Raw genomic sequence first — 20,045 nt, forward strand, 5'->3', positions numbered from 1 at the left:
CGACGACGTGTCGTCGGGCACCTGCGCGCGCAGCAGGTGCCGCTGCGCGGAGGGGATGCCCACGGCCTGCTCGACCGTGACTTGGGCGGCAGGACCGGGATTCGTCGCCATCCTGTCCGCATAACCCTGCGGCAGACCGAACAGCACAAGCGCCAGCACTATGAGAAGCCGCGACAGGATCGCTCCAGGCCTTCTCACATCATGCGTGGACGCGTTTGTCATCCCTGGGCGCCCCAGACGTAGGCGACGTAGCCCGCCAGCATCGCCACGCCGATCCCGCGTCCGATCACCGGACGGGTCAGCAGCAGCACGGTGAGGATCAGCGAGACAGCGATCATGACGGGCAGATCGAAGGTCAGGAACCGCGACGCGACCGGGATCGGCGCGATCAGCGCGGTCACGCCCAGAATGCCGAGCACGTTGAAGATGTTCGACCCCACGATGTTGCCGATGGCGATCTCGGACTGGCGGCGGAAGGCGGCGATCAGCGACGTCGCCAGTTCCGGTAGCGATGTGCCGACGGCAACGATGGTCAGGCCGATGAACGCCTCAGAAATCCCGAAGCCGCGCGCAATAGTCACCGCGCCATCAACAAGGAACCGAGCGCCCACCATGAGGGCGACAAGGCCGCCGATGACCCACAGGATCGACACGAGCGCCGAGGCCGGAGCGGGCACGCCGACGTCCTCAGCCTCCATGTCGCCGGGCTGGCGGTAGGCCCAGACAAGGTAGGCCACCAGTCCGGCAACCAGCACCAGGCCTGCGGGCCGCCCCATCTGCGCCATGGCAAAGATTGGCACGAGCACCAGCGCGGCCGCCATCATCACCGCCGTGTCGCGCCGCAGCGTCGCCCCCATGACCTTGATCGGCCAGACCAGCGCCGACAGGCCGATGATCAGCAGGATGTTGGCGATGTTGGAGCCCACGATATTGCCGAGCGCGATGTCGGGCACCCCGCGCCAGGCGGCATCGACCGAGACCAGCAATTCAGGCGTCGAGGTGCCGAAGCCGACAACCGTCAGGCCGATCAGCAGCGGCGGGATCGCCATGCGCCGGGCGATGCCGACACTACCGCGCACCAGCGCCTCGCCGCCGAAGAACAGCCCGACCAGGCCACCGATCAGAAAGAGATAGTCCACGGCAACCGCCCCTCGCAGGCAGTTGATCCGCCTTCTGCGCAGAATTGCGTATCGAAGGGTTCGGCTACAAGATGTCGCTGAAATTAAAGCTGCTTGCGAAGTCCCGGACAGAAAAGAATCCTCGCGAGATCTCTTGCAGTCGCGATCTTCCTTCACGAGATCCCTAAAACGGTATAGAAGCGGAATGCCCGATGTTTGATCGGTGAAACGCATCCCGCTTGAATGGCTTGCAGGAAGGAGATGGTGGGTCACCGCCATGGGCTCATCATCGAACGGCGAACGGACCGCCGAGAGAAGCGGCAGTCCGCTCGACCTTGAGTACTTCGATTGTCGCCGGGCGATGATCGATGACTTTGTGGCACGGCATTTCACCTGGCCCGGAACGCTGCGGCTTCATGGCGCGGCACTCGGATGGGACATTATCCGCGCGCCCGTCAACGTCGCCCTTTCGCCGCTTCTCGTACTGACCCGCTTCGCCGCGTATCTTTGTCGGAGCGCGGGCTGGCGAGGAACTGCAGACGTGCTGTCCCGTCGGCGGATCCTCTTGCGCACCTCTGTTGCGCGGAGGGTCGAGGTGCTCATCGTGACCGATCTTCTGGACCTGCCCCTCGACGAGGGGGCTGCGGCCCGTGACCCATCGGCCCTCGCGCGCGCCGTCCTCGCGGCACCGCAGTTTCGCGCGATGATCCGCACGCGGGGAAGCGCCGCCGAGGCTAAAGCCCTTGGTCAGCGGATCGTAGGTTCTCTTGGCGAGTACGCGGGTGCCCGATCCGCGGTCGCGGAAATGACAACGACGCTGTGCGTTCTTGTTGTCGGCGCCCTGGCGTTTCAGGCGCTGACGCCGGGCATGATCTCGATGGCGCCGGGCGTCGCGGATGCCTTGGCCCGCACCAACGCAATCGCATCGTTCCCGCTGGGCCAGACGCTTGGCGGGATGTGGTACGGCGTGTTCGGTGTGGATGCTTCTGCATGGTTGGTGGGAACCACAGTCGCGGGGCTGGTCATGATCGGCTCCGTCTTCGCCGCCTTTGCGGGCGTTTTCGCGGACCCCCTGCAGAGTCGTCTAGGCATCCACCGCCGCCGCCTGGGACGCCTTCTGGACACGCTGGAGGAGGAGTTCGTCGGGCGCGGCGACAAACCCTTTATTGCGCGCGAGCACTTCTTTGCCCGCCTACTTGATCTTTGGGACGCTCTCGCGAGTGCAGTCCGCATCTTCAGGAACTGACCGCCTGCGCGGCTAGTGGGCCATGGCCGTCTGATGCGAAACCATATAGACCCTCGACAAGAACAATGACCGGAACACCCGGTAAGAGTTGGAGAAAATGTACCTCGAGATTGCGATCGTCATTCTTCTGACGCTGATCAACGGCCTTCTGGCGATGTCCGAACTGGCCATCGTCTCGGCCCGCCCCGCGCGGCTGAAGTTGATGGCCGACAAGGGCAGCAAGGGAGCCGCGACGGCCATCCGGCTGGCCGAGGATCCCGGCCGCTTCCTGTCCAGCGTCCAGATCGGCATCACGCTGGTCGGCATCCTCGCGGGTGCCTTCTCCGGCGCGACGCTGGGTGCGCGTCTGTCCGCAAGCCTGATCGAGGCTGGCATGCCATCGGCGTTCGCGCAGCCGGTTGGTGTCGGGTCAGTCGTGGTCGCAATCACCTATCTGTCGCTGATCGTGGGCGAACTGGTGCCCAAGCAGATCGCCCTGCGCGCGCCCGAACAGGTCGCCGCGCGCGTGGCCCCGATGATGCGGATCATCGCCCGCGTCGCTGCTCCGCTGATCTGGGTGCTCGACCGGTCGGGCAAGTTGGTGCTGGCCCTGCTGGGGCAATCGGGCAGCCAATCCCGCGGGGTGAGCGACGAGGAAGTCCGCCTGATCGTTGCCGAGGCCGAAAGCTCGGGTGCCATGAACCCTGCCGAGAGCCAGATGATCGCAGGCGTCATGCGGATAGCGGACCGGACGGCGCGCGGCCTGATGACAGCCCGGCACGAGGTCGAGACGCTTGATGCCGATAGCGACAAGGCGGAACTCCTGCAGCGACTTCATGATTTGAGCCGGTCCCGCTTGCCAGTCTGGGAGGGGGACGTCGACAACATGATTGGGGTCCTGACCACCCGCGACATCCTGGCCCCCGCGCTCATGAACGAGCCGTTCGATCTGCGCGCGCTGCTTCGGGAAGCGCCGACGGTCCGGGACGGCCAAAGCGCGCTGGAAGTCGTCGATCGCCTGCGCACGTCACCGGCGCACATGGTGCTGGTCTATGACGAGTACGGGCATTTCGAGGGGATCATCACGCCGATGGACGTGCTCGAAGCGATCGCGGGTGAGTTTCCGGATAGCGCAACGGACGAGCCGAAGGTCGTGACGCGAGCGGATGGATCCTACCTGATTGCAGGCTGGATGCCGGTGGACGAATTTGCCGACCTGCTCTCACTGGAGATCGAAGCTGACCGTGACTACGAGACAGTCGCGGGTCTGGTGCTCGATGAGATCGGACATCTGCCGGACGTCGGGCAGCGATTGAAACTGCAGGGGTGGACAATCGAGGTCGTCGATCTGGACGGGCGACGGATCGACAAGCTTCTGGTCGGCCGATGAGGCTAGCCAAACAGAAACACTGCCCGCGCCGTCAAGTTGCCCATGCGGGGGCGTGGCAGTGCCCCCCCGCCTGCGCGTAAGCTCGGTTCATGACCAATCTTGTCGCGCTTTGGCGGGGTGAATTGCCACTCCGTGATGCCTTCTGGACGTGGGCAGTCACCGTAGGCCTTTTGGTCAACGTTGTGACGAGCGTGCTTTTCCTGATCCTTATCATGCAGGATCTGGCATTGGCGGCGCTGTTCATCGGCTATGGGGTGTCGCTCCCCTACAATGTCGTGGCGACCGTGGGCGTATGGCGCGCTGCGGTCCGTTACGATGGCCCAGCCATCCACGGCGATCTCGCCCGCGGCGCGACGGTTCTGTTGATGGCGGCGTTGAGCCTGACTTGATTGTAGGAACTCCGTCGACTAGCGGCACGCGCGCTTGCTGCCGCATCACGGCGTAATCGGCCAGCAAATCAGCAGCCGCCGAGCCCTCCGGAAGCGAAGCCAGTTCCTCGGCAGCCCTTGCCTGAAGCTCCTGGCTGTATTCGACAACGGGCGGGCACGTCACTGGCCTTCCGTCCTCAGAACGAACCGTCGCGCAAGCCCAGACATCGACCTCGATCCGGTCTTTCTGCACGTCGGCGCCCGCAATCAGGAACAGGCCCCGCTGAGGGACAGTCCCGGCCGGCCACTGCTCTTTCTGGCCTTGGCGCGGTTGCTGGACCTCTTTTCGCTCGCTTGGTCGGATCAGCGTTCTAAACTGCTGTAATCACGGGCTTTCGGCTTGTGTCGTCTCGACCATCTGACACCTATCCCCCCGGTGCTCCCCCATGAAAGTCTAACGCAGGCTCGCTCCGCTATGCGACTGATGCGGCGCACTGTCTCTCGGCGCCGTCCGCATCGCTGCGACCGCCTTGTGCAGATCGCTGATCGTGACAGCGTTTAGGTCGGGCGAAATGTCTTTCGAACGACATTTTTGTTGGAACTCTCAAGGAATGTTCAAGAACCAGACTCCGAACGTTCAAGACCCAATCCCGCTCAAGTGGAAAGCTACAATGGCCGTGCGGCCTTGGGCGACCTGCGCTGCGCACGGAACCGTTTTCAGCGCGTCAGCGCGAAGGGAGGAAAGTCATGAACAAGCAAGTCGATGCGATCGTGATCGGTGCCGGTGTCTCCGGGCTCTACCAGATCCATCAGTTGCGCCAGCAGGGCGTCGATGTTCTGGGCCTGGATGCCGCATCCGATGTCGGCGGGACTTGGTACTGGAACCGCTACCCCGGCGCGCGGTTCGATTCCGAAAGCTATATCTACCAGTACCTGTTCGACGAGGATCTCTACAAGGACTGGACCTGGAGCGAGCGGTTCCCGGCCCAGCCCGAGATCGAGCGCTGGATGCATTACATCGCGGACCGGCTCGACCTTCGCAAGAGCATCAAGTTCTCGACGCGCGTGACCAGCGCCGAGTTCAACGAGGCGACCGGGCGCTGGACCGTGCGCACCGATCAGGGCGACGTCTTTGACAGCCGGTTCGTGATCGGCTGTACCGGAATGCTCTCGGCGCCCCTGACCGATCGGTTCAAGGGGCAGGACACCTTCCGGGGCACCATCGTGCACACCGGCCTGTATCCCAGGGAGGGGATCGACTTCAAAGGCAAGAAGGTCGGCGTGATCGGCATCGGCGCCACGGGCATCCAGGTGATCCAGACCATCGCCCACTCGGTCGACGAGTTGAAGGTGTTCGTGCGCACCCCGCAATACGTGCTGCCGATGAAGAACCCGAAATACGGCCCCGAGGAAGTCAAGTGGTACAAGAGCCGTTTCGACGAACTGAAGCAGAACCTGCCCAACACCTTCACCGGCTTCGAATATGACTTCACGGTGGCCTGGGCCGACCTGACGCCCGAGCAGCGGCGCGCGCGGCTGGAAGAAATCCACGCCGACGGATCGCTGAAGCTCTGGCTGGCCTCCTTTGGCGAGATGTTCTTCGAAGAGGATGTGAGCCGCGAAGTCTCGCAGTTCGTGCGCGACAAGATGTGCGAACGGCTGAAGGATCCGGAGCTGATCGACGCCCTGGTGCCCGAGGTCGGGGACTACGGGTTCGGCACCCATCGCGTGCCGCTGGAAACCAACTATCTCGAGGTCTACCGGCTGCCCCACGTTCACGCGATCAAGGTCCGGGACAACCCCATCGCAGAGATCGTGCCGGAGGGCATCAAGCTCGCCGACGGCACGGTGCACGAGGTCGATATCATCATCATGGCAGTGGGCTTTGATGCGGGCACGGGCGGCATGTCGCGGATCGACATCACCGGCCGCGATGGCATGACGCTGCGGGATGAATGGCACAAGGAAACGCGCACTTCGCTGGGGATGCAGGTCCATGGTTTCCCGAACCTGTTCATGACCGGTGCGCCGCTGGCGCCGTCGGCCGCGCTGTGCAACATGACCACCTGCCTGCAACAGCAGACCGAGTGGATCAACGACTGCATCAAGTACCTGCGCGAGACGGGCAAGACGGTGATCGAACCCTCGGCGGAATTCGAGCGCGCCTGGATCCAGCACCACGATGACCTGGTCAACGCGACGCTCTTCTCGAAGACCGACAGCTGGTACAACGGCTCCAACATCCCGGGCAAGCCCAAGCGGTTCCTGTCGTATACCGGCGGCGCCGGCACCTATCGGCAGAAATGCAAGGAGGTCGCCGACAGCGGCTATGCGGGCTTCGAGACGGCCTGACCACCGCAATGAAACCGGCCGCTGCGGCATCGCAGCGGCCGTCATGCCCGGGGAGAACCTGCATGAACCGGGCGGGAAGAATGCGGGCAAGTCGATTTGAGCGTCCCGCCTTCGACCGCCTTCGCGGGTATGAAATCGCCGGGAAGGCACAAATGGGGCCAGCCGGCCTTTGCTCGCGAGAGCGTTGCACTGACGTCAGTTCAGCGAGAGGCGGTATTGCGAAGGCGGCATGTCATAGGCGCGCCGAAACAGCCGCGTCAGATGGGCCTGATCCGAAAACCCGCAATCTGCAGCGATCGCCTTGATCGCGAGGTCGCTGTTCGCCAGCAGGCGCCGGGCCCGTTCCACGCGACGTTGCATGACGTAGGCATAGGGCGGCTGTTCGAAACTGGCCTTGAACTGCCGCGCGAACAGGCAGGGCGTCATGTCCAGCGCCTTTGACAGCATGGTCAGGTCGAGGGCCTCTGACAGGTTGGTCTCGATGAACTCGCAGATTTTGCGCCGCTGGTTTAGAGACAGGGTTCCGGACCCACGGCTCTCGCCGCCCCGCACGGTTGCGTAGTTTCGCAACAGGTGGATGACCAGCGCGCGCGACAGGGCGTCGACATAGAGCGCGCCGCCCACGCCACCCTGATGTGCTTCGGCCGACAGCGCCGCCATGGCGTGGGTGACGACCGGATCATCGGTGCGCAGGACGTCGCCCAGCGAGACCTCGGTGACGCGGCGGTCGTACATCTCGCTGGCGACATCGTTCAGCAGGGCGGATGACAGGTAGACATGCGTCACGTCGACGGGTTCGGTCCAGGTCCAGTGTGCCGCCTGCGCGCGTGTCAGGAAGGATGCCGCGCCCGGGCTGAGCGTCTCTCGCGTCCAGCGTCCGTCGAAACGCCTCTGCATCGGCGTGACACCTGCACGGTACCCCACCAGCATGAAATCCTTCATCGCGGGCACGATCACGTCCTGTCCCTGATAGTGATAGGATCGCAGCCCGACGTTCTTCCATCCCTGCCCGTCGCTGCACAGGCCAATGCGGCCCGGCACGAAATCCGGCAGGTCCCGCCAGCAGATCGGTTCCGTCATGGTCCTTCCCTCCCGAATGGAACGGAGGTGCGACGGCGAAACGCCCCCGCACCCCGGTCGTCCGACAAGGCGATCGCGCGATCAGGCCGCCTTGGCACCCGTCATGGCGCGATACACCGCCGCCTCGAAGTCGAGGTAGCCGACGAAGGACACGGGATCCCCGAAGGGCAGGATCTGTGTCGCCCAGTAGCCGCCGACGCCGTTCTTGCGGTCAATCCAGTAGAAGCTGTTCGCCAGCCCCGCCCAACCGATCGCCCCCGCCGGGCGGCCTGTTGGCGCCTCCTCGGAATTGACCATGAAGGTATAGGACCAGTCCTTCTTCAGGCCGGGAAAGAACTCGGCATCGTTGGACAGGCTGGGGATCACGCCCGGCAGCATGGTCACCTTCTGCGGCGGCACCAGTGCACCCTTGACGGCCCATTCCACGGTTTCGGGCTTGAGCACCCGGCCATGCGGCCCGGCCCCGTCATTCAGCCACATGCGGATGAACTTCATGTATTCCGGCACGGTGCCGTACAGCCCGTGGCCCCCCATGTCGATCTCGGGATTGTCCGGCAGGGCGAAATCGTCCAGCGGGGTCAGGCTCATGTCCGCGCCGCGTGCATGGATCGTGGCGGACCGCGCCTTCATGCCGTCGGTGCGGGTGAAGGCGATGTCGGTCATGCCGAGCGGATCGAACACGCGCTCGCGCATCACCTCGCCCAGCCGCTTGCCGCGGACGCCCTCGACCACCTGGCCGACCCAGTCGATGTTGCTGCCGTATTCCCAGCGCTCGCCCGGATCGAAGAGCAGCGGGGTCTCGATGGCCGCACGGCTGGCCGTGACGACCGAGGGCTGGCCGTGCTCTTCGGCAAGACGCTTGTAACTCTCGGAAAAGAAGTCGTAGCCGAACCCACCCGTATGCAGCATCAGCTGGCGGGTCGTTACATCGGATTTCGGCGCCCGCAGACGGGGCTGACCCGAGGCGTCGAAGCCTTCGAGCACCTGCAACTTGCCGATGGCCGGAGCGTATTCCTTAGCCGGTGCATCGAGGTCCAGCAGCCCTTCTTCGACGCACTGAAGCGCGGTGGTGCCCGCGATTGCCTTGGTCGTCGAAAAGATTGCAAAGACGGTGTCTTCGGTCATCGGCGCGCCACCAAGACGGCGTTCGCCCTGCGCACCGGAATAGATGTCGCCCTTGCGGTCGGTGACCATGGCAACGACGCCTGGCACGCGATTCTCGCCTTCGGTCACGCCGCGAAGCACGGCATCGCAGCCGGATTTCAGATCAGTCATCGTCTCCTCCCTGACGGTTCGTGTCAGGAGAGGGTACAGGCTCGACTCACGTCTGTCTGTCCGCCTTCGGAAGCCGCTGTCCGGGTTCGGAAGCAAACTGACGACGCGGTGGCGTCGCATGGCGTCCGCGCATCAGCGTCTGGGACGGCAGCTCGCCGAAGCGCGCGCGATAGGCGGCCGCCAGCGCGCCCTTGTTGGCAAAGCCCCAGCCCGCGGCGATCTCGGTCACGGTGCGACCGGCGGTTTCCGCCTCCAGTTCGGCCCGCAGCCTCTCCAGCCTCTGCGCCGCGAGGAACTCGCGCGGCGTGATCCCGCGAAACCGGCGAAACCCTTCGGACAGGCTGCGGGCGGACACGCCGACGCGCCGGGCGATCTGGCCGATGGTCGGGGCTTCGCGCGCCTCGGCGGTCATCAGCTCTTCCGCCTGGCGCACGTAGTAGGGCGCGGCGCTGCGCGAACCGCTTGCCAGCGACACGCCTGCAGCGCCCGCCCATTCCTGCAGGAGATCGAGGCAGACCGTTTCCTCCAGGTGCCGGGCCAGCGGTGCGTCCGGCGACATCTTCGCCAGCTCGGCAAGAGACCGAGATACGTAGCCCATCAGCGCGATCCAACGCGATTGCGGGCCGCCGAATTTCACCTTTCGGGTCCAGAGCGCATCGTCCGGGACGAAACCGAACCACTTGGCCGCGACATCCGCGACAACATCATGCGGAACCGTCAGGTTGAATTGAAGATGTGCCGGATCGGCCTCCAGCCAGTAATCGGTGCGCGAGCAATCGACGACGAAGCTTTCGCCCGAAGAGGTCGTCGCGGGCGCGGCGTCGCAGTGGTGATTCAGCGCCCCCTTGATGGTGTTCAGCACCAGGATCCTGCCGGTCTCGGGGTCGAACTTGTTCAGATACACGCCGGTGCCATAGGCAAAGCGCGACACCGTGATGCGCCCCAGGGGACTCGCAGTCATGATGGCATCCGGCTTTGCCAGACGGTCCAGCGGCCTAACCCGATAGGGCATGTAGGTGGTGCTGCAGAATTCCTCGATTTCGTCCCAGTTCGCGGAACGGCCCGCCCGTGCATCTCCGAAGGCCTCCGACGGAGAAAAGGGATTGATGGCGTCTTCACGCATAGACCCGGGTCCAACTGTTGAAGAGGGCTTCGTACAGGCTGAACCACATTCGCCCTCTTGTCGAGTGCGATGCCCTGCACTGCGGTCCTTGGGAACGGACGGTTTTCTATGGCTCAGTCGATGTGAGCAAACACCAAGACACCATAAAGGCAGCGCAGAGGAGCCGCGACCAGATACAGAAGGTATCCGTTGTCTTGTGCTCGCGCATGTCAAGCGGCGTCTGCCAGTGAGGCCATGCGAACGCTGTCGCGGGGTTCGATTTCAAGCCCGATTGGCGAACCCAACTGAAATCGAAGCGTTCTGGTCAAGACAAGAAAAAGGGCCTTATTTTTCAATACTTGCAAACAATTCACCAAATCCACGCAGTCATGAGGTCCGGAGAATATCGGCCTTGAGAGACCACTTCGGGGCCTCCCGGCAGAAGGGCCGGTTAACAGCCCCTCCCGCATAACCCTCGAAAACAACGGAAAAATCCGGCCGCCGCCGGATCAGGAGAACGCTTTCGCGGGGGCAAGTGGCGGAGGGGATGGGCCTGGAATCCAACGTTTTCCGCCGCATAAGCATCTGTTTTATATAATAAAGCAGACATTTTGACAGTCATCCGGCTCTGTCGCGACTGCGAGCAAACCCGGCGAATTGCAACAGGGACAGTTCTTCTGGAGCGACACGGAAGCGTTCGCGCGGGCTCCGTTCAACTGATTGAAGCTTTTGCGAGATTGACGCCGATACTCGTGACTTTTCCCTTGGCTGGGCTCTCCTTCAACATGTTCTTGGCACCGCAAGTCTGGCATATAGCGATGCTGTCACGGGAGTACGGCAGGTTGGTGCGCGGGATGAGATCAGCGCCGGTCTCTGCATGGCGCTGCCGTCTTGCCGTTCTTGAAACCTGCCTCTTCGCGGGATCGATACAAACCGCGTCCGCTGAATCACGGGGCAGACTATCGAAAAACAGATCCAAAGCTGCACATTTTGTGTGCAGAGCGTCCAGCGGAACCCGTGTGCGTCTACCAAATCACTTGCCAAACCACGCGGCCGTGCCCTAACGTCAACGCCATGCGGACATGGGCTCAATGGCGAGACCGCCGCAGTTCCAAAGATACATCTCCGCGAAAAGCGGCTTGGCAACGTAGCCTCTGCAGCAACCACGCTGACAGGGGCTTTTTTAATGTCTGGGGATCGATGGTACCGCGACTGGAACTCCCGATAGGTCTGCTGATCTCGCAGACTGGTTCTTACGAGGCGGTGAGTCGCGCCATTCACGCCGGCGCCGAACTCGCCATAGACGAGATCAATGCCCATCCCGGGCAGCCAGTAAAGATCACCCCCGTGGCAATAGATCCCGGCGGCAATCTTGCCGGCTATGTCGATGGCGCGCGGGTCCTGCTGCAGGATCATGGACTCAAGCATGTGGTGGGCTGCTACACCTCGTCCAGCCGCAAGGAGGTACTGCCGCTGTTCGAAAAGGCGGATGCTATGCTTTGGTATCCGTCGCATTACGAAGGCTTCGAGACCTCGGAGAACATCGTCTATATCGGCGCGGCCCCGAACCAGCACATCGTCCCGCTGACCCGGCATCTGCTCAGACAGTTCGGCACGCGCGGTTGGATGGTCGGATCGAACTACATCTGGGCTTGGGAAAACAACCGCATCCTGCGCGAGGCGATCGCCGCCTCGGGGGGCGCCGTACTGGGCGAACGGTATTTTCCCGTCGGCGAAACCGACCTTGGCGATGTGGTCGCGCAGATCATTGCCGACCGTCCGGATTTCGTTTTCACCACGCTGATCGGGCAATCCGGCTTTGCCTTCCTGAAGATGCTCCGCGCAGCGGCCGAGGCGGCCGGGATCGACCAGCCCCGCGATATGCCCGCCGCCAGCTGCAGCCTGTCCGAATCCGAACTGCCCATGCTGGGCGACGCGGCGGCGGGACACCTGTCGTCCTCGGTCTATTTTTCGAGCATCGCGTCGGTGGAGAACCGCCGTTTCGTGGGATTGTGGAATGCGCGCTTCCCGCAGATGGGACAGGCGTCGGCAGACGCGGAATCGGCCTATGTGGCGGTGCATCTGCTGGCCCGGGCGGCGGCGCGGGCCGGCAGCACCGGCTTTGCCGCGGTACGCGAGGCGGTGCGCGACCTCAGCTTCGACGCGCCCCAGGGGCGGGTGACGGTGGACGGCGACAACCTGCACTGCTGGATGCGGCCGCGCATCGGCCGGTCGCGCCGGGACGGCAGCTTTGACATCCTCGTGGAACATCCCGTGGCGCTGCGCCCCGACCCCTACCTGACCTGGACCCACGATGCCCGCGACGGCGGCGGTCGCGACCTGCGGTTGATCCAATGAGCCGCGCGATCCAGAAAAACTTTCGCGGGCTGCGGGCGCTGGTGATGATGGCCCCCGACAGCAATTGCGTCACGCTACAGCAGACGCTGCTGAAGCTGGGGCTGGAGGTGACGCTGGCGCGGACCCCGCCGGCGGGTGAGGCCGGGCCACGGCCCTTCGACGTGATCTTCTTTGACGCCGACGACGGAAGCGATGCCGGCTGGGATGACAGCACTCTGACCGATCTGCCGCTGATCGCGCTGATCGGCAGCGAGGCGCCCAGCCGTCTGGCGCGGGTCATCCACACCCGCGCCGCCAGCCACATCCTCAAGCCGGTGCGCAGCTCGGGCATCTTCACGGCGCTGCTGCTTGCGGTTAACGAACACGCGCTGCGGATGCGTCAGCGCCAAGAGATGCAGGCGCTGCACCGGCGTCTGGCCGGACGGCGCGTCGTGACCAAGGCCGTGATGCGGCTGATGACCGGCTGTGGCCTGTCCGAAGAAGACGCCTACGAATGGCTGCGGCGCGAGGCCATGCAGCGCAGAATTCCGATGGAGGACATGGCGCGACATGCCATCGGACTTGGCCCCGATCCTGCGCAGGACGCCGGGTCGAACCAAGGTCGCGCAACAAGACCGGACTAATCGGTACATTGCTCAACCCGACAGAACACCAACAGTGGAGAGAGTCTCATGACACGCATTCGACCGACCCTGGCCAGCCTGATGGCCGGCGCCGCCCTGGCGCTTGTCGCCGTGGCCCCCGCGGTCGCCCAGGACGGCCCCATCCGGATTGGCGTCCTCGAAGACCAGTCCGGCGATTTCGCCGCCGCGACCATGGTCAAGGTCCACGCCATCGAACTGGCCGCCAAGGAAATTAACGACGCCGGCGGCATCGATGGGCGCCCGGTGGAGCTGGTGATCTATGACACCCAGTCCGACAACCGTCGGTATCAGGAATTCATGCGCCGGGTGCTTCAGTCCGACAAGGTGGATGTCGTTTTCGCCGGGTTTTCCTCGGCTTCGCGCGAGGCCTACCGACCCATCGTCAACCAGTTCGACGGTCTGGCCTTCTACAACAACCAGTATGAAGGCGGCGTCTGCGACAACAACATGATCGTCACCGGCGCCGTGCCGGAACAGCAGTTCTCGACGCTGATCCCCTGGATGATGGAAGAATACGGCCCCAATGTCTACACGCTGGCCGCCGATTACAACTTTGGCCAGATCTCGGCTGAATGGGTGCGCCAGATCGTCGAAGAGAACGGCGGCACCATGGTCGGCGAAGAGTTCATTCCCCTCGGCGTGTCGCAGTTCGGCCAGACCATCCAGAACATCCAGGCGACCGAAGCGGATTTCGTCGTCACGCTGCTGGTCGGGGCCGCGCAGGCCTCCTATTACGAGCAGGCGGCCTCGGCCAATGTCGGCTTGCCGATGGCGTCGTCGGTGAACGTCGGTCAGGGCTATGAGCACAAGCGCTTCACCCCCCCGAGCCTGGCCAACATGTTCGTGACCACCAACTACATCGAGGAAATCGACACCCCTGCGTCGAAGGCCTTCGTCGAGAGGTTCCGTGCGATGTTCCCCGACGAGCCCTACATCAACCAGGAAGCGGCGAATTCGTACATCGCCATGAACCTGTACAAGCAGATGGTCGAGCGTGCCGGCAGTACCGATCACGACGCCATCCGCACCGTCCTGGCCGAAGGCGACGTCTGCTTTGACGGGCCGTCCGGCAATGTCTGTCTGGACCCCAAGAGCCAGCACATGTCGCACACCATCTATCTGGCCAAGGTGAACGACGACCACTCGATCGCTTTCCCCAAGGTCTGGGAAGACATCAAGCCGTACTGGCTGGGCGAGGCAGGCTGCGACCTGACCCAGAACGACCCCAGCGCCCAGTACACCCCGTCCTCGCCGCCGCCGGCGCAGTGATCGGTTGACCTGCCGGGCGGGTCTGATCCGCCCGGCATCCCTTTCTGTTACAGACCCCAGGAGATCCGCGGATGGCCCTGTTCCAGAGCGTCTTTGCCATGCTCTATCAATTCGGCGACACCTTCGCCTTTCTGGTGATTTCCTGCGCCGGACTGGCGGTGATTTTCGGCATGATGGGGGTGATCAACCTTGCCCATGGCGAATTCATCATGTGCGGCGCCTATGTGACGGCTAGCACGGCGCGCGTCGGTGTGCCATTGCCGCTGGCGATCCTGATCGGCGCGCTGGTTGCCGGGGCGGTCGGCATGATTGTGGAACGGCTGGTGATCCGGCACCTGTACCACCGCCCGCTGGACTCGATCATCGCCACCTGGGGCATCAGCCTGATCGCGACGCAGGGCGTGCTGATCGTGCTGGGATCGACCATGCAGGGCGTCGGCACCCCGCTGGGCAGCATCGACGTGGGCGGTCGATCCTATTCGCTTTATCGCATCGTCCTCATGGCTTGTGCGCTGGGCCTGCTGGGCGGGCTGTACCTTCTGTTCTATCATTCGCGCTTCGGCGTGATCGCACGGGCCACCATCCAGAAGCCGCAAATGGCCCATGCGCTGGGGGTCAACACCGGCCGGATGTACGGGCTGACCTTTGGCCTCGGTGCTGCACTGGCCGGCCTGGCCGGTGGGCTGTACGCCCCGACCATGACGATGGTGCCCACCATGGGTGCGACCTTCATCGTCGAAAGTTTCGTGACCGTGGTGGTCGGAGGCGCCGACATCTTCGTGGGTGCCGCCCCCGCCGCCGCGATCCTCGCGCTGATCAAGGCGGGGCTGACCGCCTGGTACGGCCAGCTGTTCGGCCAGATCGGCCTGTTGGTCACCGTCATCCTCGTCATCCGCATCTTGCCCGGGGGTCTTTCGGGCTGGCTCAAGGGAACCTCGCGATGAGCGTCTCAGAGAGCGCAACGCTCAGCCGTAGCCGCACCCGCAGCCTTCTGGCCCGGCTCGAAGGGCCACAGACCATGGGGCGCGGGCCGGGCTTCTGGGGGGGCGCCGCCCTGGCCGTGGCCGCCGCCGCCGCCTATCCGCTGATGGCCGACGCCTGGACCGTGGGTAACGCGGCCTATTTCCTGATCTGGACCTTCATGGCGATGGGGCTGGGTGTGGTCTGGGGCTATGCCGGCGCGCTCAGCTTCGGTCAGACCGCATTCTTTGGCCTCGCCGGTTATGCTTATGGCGTCATCACCCTGAACCTGGGTGCTGCCTACGGGCTGACGCTGCTGGCGCTAGTGCTGGCGGTGGCCATCGGCGGGCTGTTCGCGCTGGTAATCGGATATTTCATGTTCTACGGGCGCATTCAGGGCGTGTTCATCGGCATCGTGACCCTGTCGGTGACGCTGGTGCTGGAAACCTTCATGGCGCAGACTGCCGGACCGCAGTGGCGCATCGGCGAGGCGCGCCTGAACGGGTTCAACGGCATGTCCGGGATGCCACCGCTGACGCTGCCGTGGATCGGCGGCGACATCGTCCTGTATCCCGGTCCGTCGCTCTATTATCTGCTGCTGGGGCTGGTGGTGGTCTGCTACCTCGGCCTTCGCATCATGCTGAATTCCCCGTTCGGCAACGTGCTGGTGGCGATCCGCGAAAACCCGCACCGTGTCGGGATGCTGGGCTATGACGTGCGGCTCTATCAGACGCTGGCCTTTGCCATCGGCGGCGCCTTTGCCGCGCTGTCGGGCGCGCTTTATACCGCCTGGGGGCAATACATCACGCCGTCGAGCATGGGGCTGACCTCGGCTGCGCTGCCCATCGTCTGGGTGGCGGTGGGCGGGCGGCGCGACATCACCGCCACGCTGATCGGCACGATTGTCGTGCTGGCCGGGTTCCAGTCCCTGACCATCTACGGCAGCCAGTATGCGCTGGTCGTCATGGGGGCCCTGCTGCTGTTGACGGTTCTGGTCGCTCCCCAAGGCCTCATCATCGGCGCGATGACCCTGCTGGGCCGCATCTTCAAGAGCAGAAAATCATGACCGATATCCTCAAGGTACAGGGCCTGCGAAAGGCCTTTGGCGGCGTCGTGGTCGCCAACGGTATCGACTTTTCTCTGTCCGCCGGGACGATGCATTGCCTGATCGGGCCGAACGGTGCGGGCAAGTCCAGCTTTTTCCGCCTGTTGCTGGGCGAACATGCGCCGGACGCGGGCACCATCACCTTTGACGGCAGCGACATCACCGGGCTGCGATCGTTCCAGCGGATCCGGCGCGGCATCTCGGTCAAGTTCCAGGTGCCGGGCATCTTCAAGGCGCTGTCGGTCCGCCAGAACCTGGAGGTGGCATTTCAGGACCACCTGCATGGGCAAAGTCTGGGCGCGACGATCCGCGAGATGCTGGACTTCACCGATCTGCGTGGCAACGAGACAACGCCTGCAGGCATCTTGTCGCACGGTCAGCAGCAATGGCTGGAGATCGCCATGGCTGTCGGGGTGGAACCAAAGCTGCTGCTGCTGGACGAACCGACGGCGGGCATGTCGCCGGATGAAACCCGCAAGACCGGCGAGATGCTGCATGATCTCAACAGTCGCGGCATCACCATCCTCGCGGTCGAACACGACATGGCGTTCGTTGAACAGATCGCGCGGCGGGTCACGGTGCTGCATTTCGGGTCGATCTTTGCGAGCGGCACAATCGCCGAGATCATCGACCATCCGGGCGTGCAGGAAATTTATCTGGGGACAGCCGATGCCTGATCAACCGCTTCTGACCATTTCGGGCCTGCGGTCGGGCTATGGCGGCGAAACCGTGCTGCAGGGGGTCGACCTGAACATCGCGCGGGGTGAAATCGTCGCCGTCGTGGGCCGCAACGGCGTCGGGAAAAGCACGCTGATGCGCACGCTGACAGGGCTTTTGAAACCCAGCGCCGGGACGATCCACTTTCAGGGCCGCGACGCCACGGCGGACGGGGCCGACCTGCGCGCGCGCAACGGCATCGGCTACATCCCGCAGGGGCGGGAGGTGTTTCCCGAACTCACCATCCGCGAGAACCTGATGGTCGGAGAGGTGGCGGGGCGCGGGCGTGGTTCGCCGGATTACGACACGGTCTATCGGTTCTTTCCGATCCTCAAGGAACGGTCGCGCCAGCGGGCCGGCACCCTTTCGGGCGGGCAGCAACAGCAGCTGGCCATCGCCCGCGCGATGATCGGGAACCCGGCGCTGATGCTGCTGGACGAACCCTCGGAAGGCATCCAGCCCTCGATCATCAAGGACATCGCGCGCAACGTGCGAACCTTGAACGCGGAAACCGGCGTGTCGGTGCTTCTGGTCGAACAGAACCTTGACCTGATCGTGTCGCTCGCCGACCGTGGCCATGTGATGGAAAAGGGCCGCATCGTCGCGGAACTTGGCGCTGACGAAATCCGGTCCCGCGACGAAGTCCGCAAATATCTGACCATCTGACCAACCCGAAATCGGCACAAGAGGAGAACGAACATGTCTTGGCTGAGCACATCCATCATGGCGCGAAAGGGCGTCGCCAAAGGCGTCGAAGGCGCACGCCACAAGATCACGATCGAGGATCAGGGCACCTTCCATTACGTCTACGGTCCCTATGCCACTCCCGTGCTCGAGGTCGAGCCGGGCGCGGTCGTGACCGTGGAAACCCACGACGCCTTCGAGGGGGCGATCACCGAAGTCGTGGACAACCCGTCGTCCCTGCTGAACTTTCCGTTCCTCAACCCGCAGACCGGGCCGATCTACGTCAAGGGCGCACAGAAGGGCGACGCGCTGGCGGTGCGCATCATCTCGATCACGCCGCGCGGGCCGCAGCCCGTGGGCACCACCTGTCTTCTGACGGAATTCGGCGGGCTTGTTGCGACGGGAGACACGGCGCTGCTGAACCCGCCGCTGCCTGAGAAAGTGAAGAAGATCGTCGTAGACGAAGACGGGGTGCACTGGTCCGACACGCTGATCCTGCCCTACGAGCCATTCATCGGCACTATCGGCACCGCGCCGCAGATCGAGGCGATCTCGTCGCTTCAGCCGGATTACTACGGCGGCAACATGGATGTGCCGGACGTGGCGCCGGGGTCGATCATCTACCTGCCGGTCAACACCGATGGCGGTTATCTTTACCTCGGCGACTGCCACGCGATCCAGGGCGACGGCGAACTGTGCGGTGTGGCGCTGGAAATCCCGGCGACGGTGGAAATCCACATCGACCTTATCAAGGGCCATGGCAACGGCTGGCCGCAACTGGAAACCGAGGACAAGATGATGTTCATCGGCTCGGCCCGCCCGATGGAGGACGCCGCGCGCATCGCCTATCGCGAATTGGTGCGGTGGGTCGCCGCCGAAACCGGACAATCGGAAGCCGACGCCTACATGTTGTTGACGATGTGCGGCAAGGTGCGGCTGGGGAACATGGTTGATCCGAAATACAGCCTCGCCGCCGGGATCGAGAAAAAGTACCTCAAGTGATAGCAGGGAGCTGAAACCATGGATCTGGGTCTGAAGGGGTTGCGCGCCCTGGTTACCGGCGGCAGCAAGGGCATCGGCCTGCGCTGCGCCGAAATTCTGGCGGCTGAAGGCGCCGCCGTGTCAATCTGCGCTCGCACAGCGGCGGATGTGGATGCGACGGTGGCGCGGCTGCGGAACGGCGGAGCCACCGCCCTTGGCGCGGCGGTGGACGTAGCGGACAAGAACGCGCTCGAGGCTTGGGTGGCCGACTCGGCCCGGGCGCTTGGCGGCATCGACATCGTGATCGGCAACGTCTCGGCCCTGGCCGTGGCCGATGACGAGGCCGCCTGGAAAGCCGGGTTCGACACCGACATGATGCATTCAGTGCGTCTGGTGAACGCCGCCATGCCCTGGCTCGAAAAGAGCACGGCGGCCTCCATCACGCTCGTCTCCTCTGTCTCGGGGCGGGAGATCGACTTTACCGGCCCCGCTTACGGCGCCTTCAAGGCCGCCATCGTGCATTACGCGCAAGGGTTGGCATACAAGCTGGCGGCGCAGGGCATCCGCGCCAATACCGTGTCGCCGGGGAACACCTATTTCGATGGCGGCATATGGCAGAACATCGAAACCAACATGCCCGACCTCTATGCAGAGGCACTTGCGTTGAACCCAACCGGCCGCATGGCGAAACCGGAGGAAATCGCCCGCGGCGTGGTCTTCCTCGCCAGCCCGGCGTCCAGCTTCACAACTGGGACCAACCTCGTGATCGACGGTGCGCTGACGAAGGGTGTTCAACTCTGAAGTCGATGCCGGGTTGCGCCGCCAAGGCAGCACCCGGCATCGCGTCGTCGCAAATATCACGCAGGACATTTCTTGTGTGATCGATGTGACTCTCCCACTGACGATATCCCGCGGCAATAGTCTCTCCTAAACGCCTTTACCCCACTCCCGCGCCACGGCTTCGAAGGCCACCGGGTCGTGGTCGTCCATAGCGACTTCGGAGGCCGCGCCGTCCACATGCTTGGACCGCGTTTCGCCGCCGACGGCACGGTTGTGCTCGGGGCTTCGATAGGCCGACCGGACGATCAGGGGTAAACCCAGTCGGTGGCGCAGCGCCTGCCGCTTGTCGAGCGCGGGTTCTTTGACGAGTAGCTTGCCGGTGCCCTGGCAGGCGAACTCTGTCGGGCTGAAGTTCGGGCAGCACCATGCGCCCTCCGGCGCTTTCCGCCAATGTTCGTAAAAGGTTGTGGTCATGGTGTCCTCCAGAAATGAGTTTACGGTCCCTCGCGGGTGCTCGGCGCAGATCCCCGCGTTGCTGTCTGAAACCGGACACGGCGAAGCTCTGTTGATGGCTCTCCGATCGACACTCCCACGCCTGTTCCCGCATCACCGTGTCGTCCCCTGCATCTCCAACCTG

General features: G+C 63.9%; 18 protein-coding genes and 1 pseudogene. 13 read left to right on the forward strand and 6 right to left on the reverse strand.

Annotated elements, in window-relative coordinates; genetic code table 11:
• Positions 1-218: 218 nt before the first annotated feature.
• Positions 219-1,139 carry a calcium/sodium antiporter gene (locus KB874_RS13085; RefSeq protein ID WP_212537003.1) on the reverse strand — a complete coding sequence of 307 codons (921 nt, stop codon included), beginning with the start codon at positions 1,137-1,139 and terminating at the stop codon, positions 219-221.
• A gap of 202 nt (positions 1,140-1,341) precedes the next feature.
• Here KB874_RS13085 and KB874_RS13090 point away from each other — a divergent pair, with 202 nt between their 5' ends.
• From KB874_RS13090 to KB874_RS13100, 3 genes are all read left to right on the forward strand, one after another.
• On the forward strand, positions 1,342-2,364 hold the full coding sequence (locus KB874_RS13090; protein WP_346346549.1) for a DUF6635 family protein: 1,023 nt from the start codon (positions 1,342-1,344) through the stop codon (positions 2,362-2,364).
• A gap of 97 nt (positions 2,365-2,461) precedes the next feature.
• Positions 2,462-3,733, forward strand: coding sequence for a hemolysin family protein (locus KB874_RS13095; RefSeq protein WP_212537004.1), 1,272 nt, complete (start codon positions 2,462-2,464; stop codon positions 3,731-3,733).
• A gap of 89 nt (positions 3,734-3,822) precedes the next feature.
• Entirely contained in the window at positions 3,823-4,122 is a 300-nt protein-coding gene (locus tag KB874_RS13100; RefSeq protein ID WP_212537005.1) for a hypothetical protein, read from the forward strand.
• Between the two features lie 196 nt (positions 4,123-4,318).
• Here KB874_RS13100 and KB874_RS23385 read toward each other — a convergent pair.
• Positions 4,319-4,408: pseudogene (locus KB874_RS23385) on the reverse strand (terminase gpA endonuclease subunit); the annotation flags it as partial.
• A 440-nt stretch (positions 4,409-4,848) separates the two neighbouring features.
• On the opposite strand from KB874_RS23385, the gene KB874_RS13110 reads away from it, so the two are divergent.
• Positions 4,849-6,453: a flavin-containing monooxygenase gene (locus KB874_RS13110; protein WP_212537006.1), complete on the forward strand. Its 1,605-nt coding sequence runs from the start codon at positions 4,849-4,851 to the stop codon at positions 6,451-6,453.
• A 195-nt stretch (positions 6,454-6,648) separates the two neighbouring features.
• Here KB874_RS13110 and KB874_RS13115 read toward each other — a convergent pair whose 3' ends face one another.
• From KB874_RS13115 to KB874_RS13125, 3 genes are all read right to left on the reverse strand, one after another.
• Positions 6,649-7,533, reverse strand: a complete 885-nt coding sequence (locus tag KB874_RS13115; RefSeq protein WP_212537007.1) for a helix-turn-helix domain-containing protein — start codon at positions 7,531-7,533, stop codon at positions 6,649-6,651.
• An 81-nt stretch (positions 7,534-7,614) separates the two neighbouring features.
• Positions 7,615-8,808, reverse strand: a complete 1,194-nt coding sequence (gene acmB, locus KB874_RS13120; protein ID WP_212537008.1) for a methyl acetate hydrolase AcmB — start codon at positions 8,806-8,808, stop codon at positions 7,615-7,617.
• Positions 8,809-8,854: 46 nt separating this feature from the next.
• Positions 8,855-9,931, reverse strand: coding sequence for an AraC family transcriptional regulator (locus KB874_RS13125; RefSeq protein ID WP_212537009.1), 1,077 nt, complete (start codon positions 9,929-9,931; stop codon positions 8,855-8,857).
• 1,179 nt (positions 9,932-11,110) lie between these two features.
• On the opposite strand from KB874_RS13125, the gene KB874_RS13130 reads away from it, so the two are divergent.
• The 9 genes from KB874_RS13130 to KB874_RS13170 all read left to right on the forward strand — a co-directional run bounded on the left by KB874_RS13130 (position 11,111) and on the right by KB874_RS13170 (position 19,429).
• A complete protein-coding gene (locus tag KB874_RS13130) occupies positions 11,111-12,268 on the forward strand; it encodes a transporter substrate-binding domain-containing protein (protein WP_212537010.1) in 1,158 nt (385 codons plus the stop codon).
• On the forward strand, positions 12,265-12,891 hold the full coding sequence (locus KB874_RS13135) for an ANTAR domain-containing response regulator (protein WP_212537011.1): 627 nt from the start codon (positions 12,265-12,267) through the stop codon (positions 12,889-12,891). Before KB874_RS13130 ends, KB874_RS13135 begins: the two co-directional genes overlap by 4 nt.
• A 48-nt stretch (positions 12,892-12,939) precedes the next feature.
• A complete protein-coding gene (locus tag KB874_RS13140) occupies positions 12,940-14,181 on the forward strand; it encodes an urea ABC transporter substrate-binding protein (RefSeq protein ID WP_212537012.1) in 1,242 nt (413 codons plus the stop codon).
• Positions 14,182-14,252: 71 nt separating this feature from the next.
• Positions 14,253-15,125: an ABC transporter permease subunit gene (locus KB874_RS13145; RefSeq protein WP_212537013.1), complete on the forward strand. Its 873-nt coding sequence runs from the start codon at positions 14,253-14,255 to the stop codon at positions 15,123-15,125.
• Positions 15,122-16,207 (forward strand): ABC transporter permease subunit, encoded by a 1,086-nt coding sequence (locus tag KB874_RS13150; protein ID WP_212537014.1) that lies wholly within the window; start codon positions 15,122-15,124, stop codon positions 16,205-16,207. Before KB874_RS13145 ends, KB874_RS13150 begins: the two co-directional genes overlap by 4 nt.
• Positions 16,204-16,923, forward strand: a complete 720-nt coding sequence (locus KB874_RS13155; RefSeq protein ID WP_212537015.1) for an ABC transporter ATP-binding protein — start codon at positions 16,204-16,206, stop codon at positions 16,921-16,923. Before KB874_RS13150 ends, KB874_RS13155 begins: the two co-directional genes overlap by 4 nt.
• Positions 16,916-17,629 (forward strand): ABC transporter ATP-binding protein, encoded by a 714-nt coding sequence (locus KB874_RS13160; RefSeq protein WP_212537016.1) that lies wholly within the window; start codon positions 16,916-16,918, stop codon positions 17,627-17,629. Before KB874_RS13155 ends, KB874_RS13160 begins: the two co-directional genes overlap by 8 nt.
• Positions 17,630-17,662: 33 nt before the next feature.
• Positions 17,663-18,649, forward strand: a complete 987-nt coding sequence (locus tag KB874_RS13165; protein WP_212537017.1) for an acetamidase/formamidase family protein — start codon at positions 17,663-17,665, stop codon at positions 18,647-18,649.
• Positions 18,650-18,667: 18 nt separating this feature from the next.
• Positions 18,668-19,429, forward strand: a complete 762-nt coding sequence (locus tag KB874_RS13170; protein ID WP_212537018.1) for an SDR family NAD(P)-dependent oxidoreductase — start codon at positions 18,668-18,670, stop codon at positions 19,427-19,429.
• A gap of 126 nt (positions 19,430-19,555) precedes the next feature.
• Here KB874_RS13170 and KB874_RS13175 read toward each other — a convergent pair whose 3' ends face one another.
• Positions 19,556-19,882: a D-Ala-D-Ala carboxypeptidase family metallohydrolase gene (locus KB874_RS13175; RefSeq protein ID WP_212537019.1), complete on the reverse strand. Its 327-nt coding sequence runs from the start codon at positions 19,880-19,882 to the stop codon at positions 19,556-19,558.
• Positions 19,883-20,045: the final 163 nt, after the last annotated feature.

Source organism: Thetidibacter halocola (genome assembly GCF_018224955.1).
Taxonomy (GTDB): Bacteria; Pseudomonadota; Alphaproteobacteria; order Rhodobacterales; family Rhodobacteraceae; genus Thetidibacter; species Thetidibacter halocola.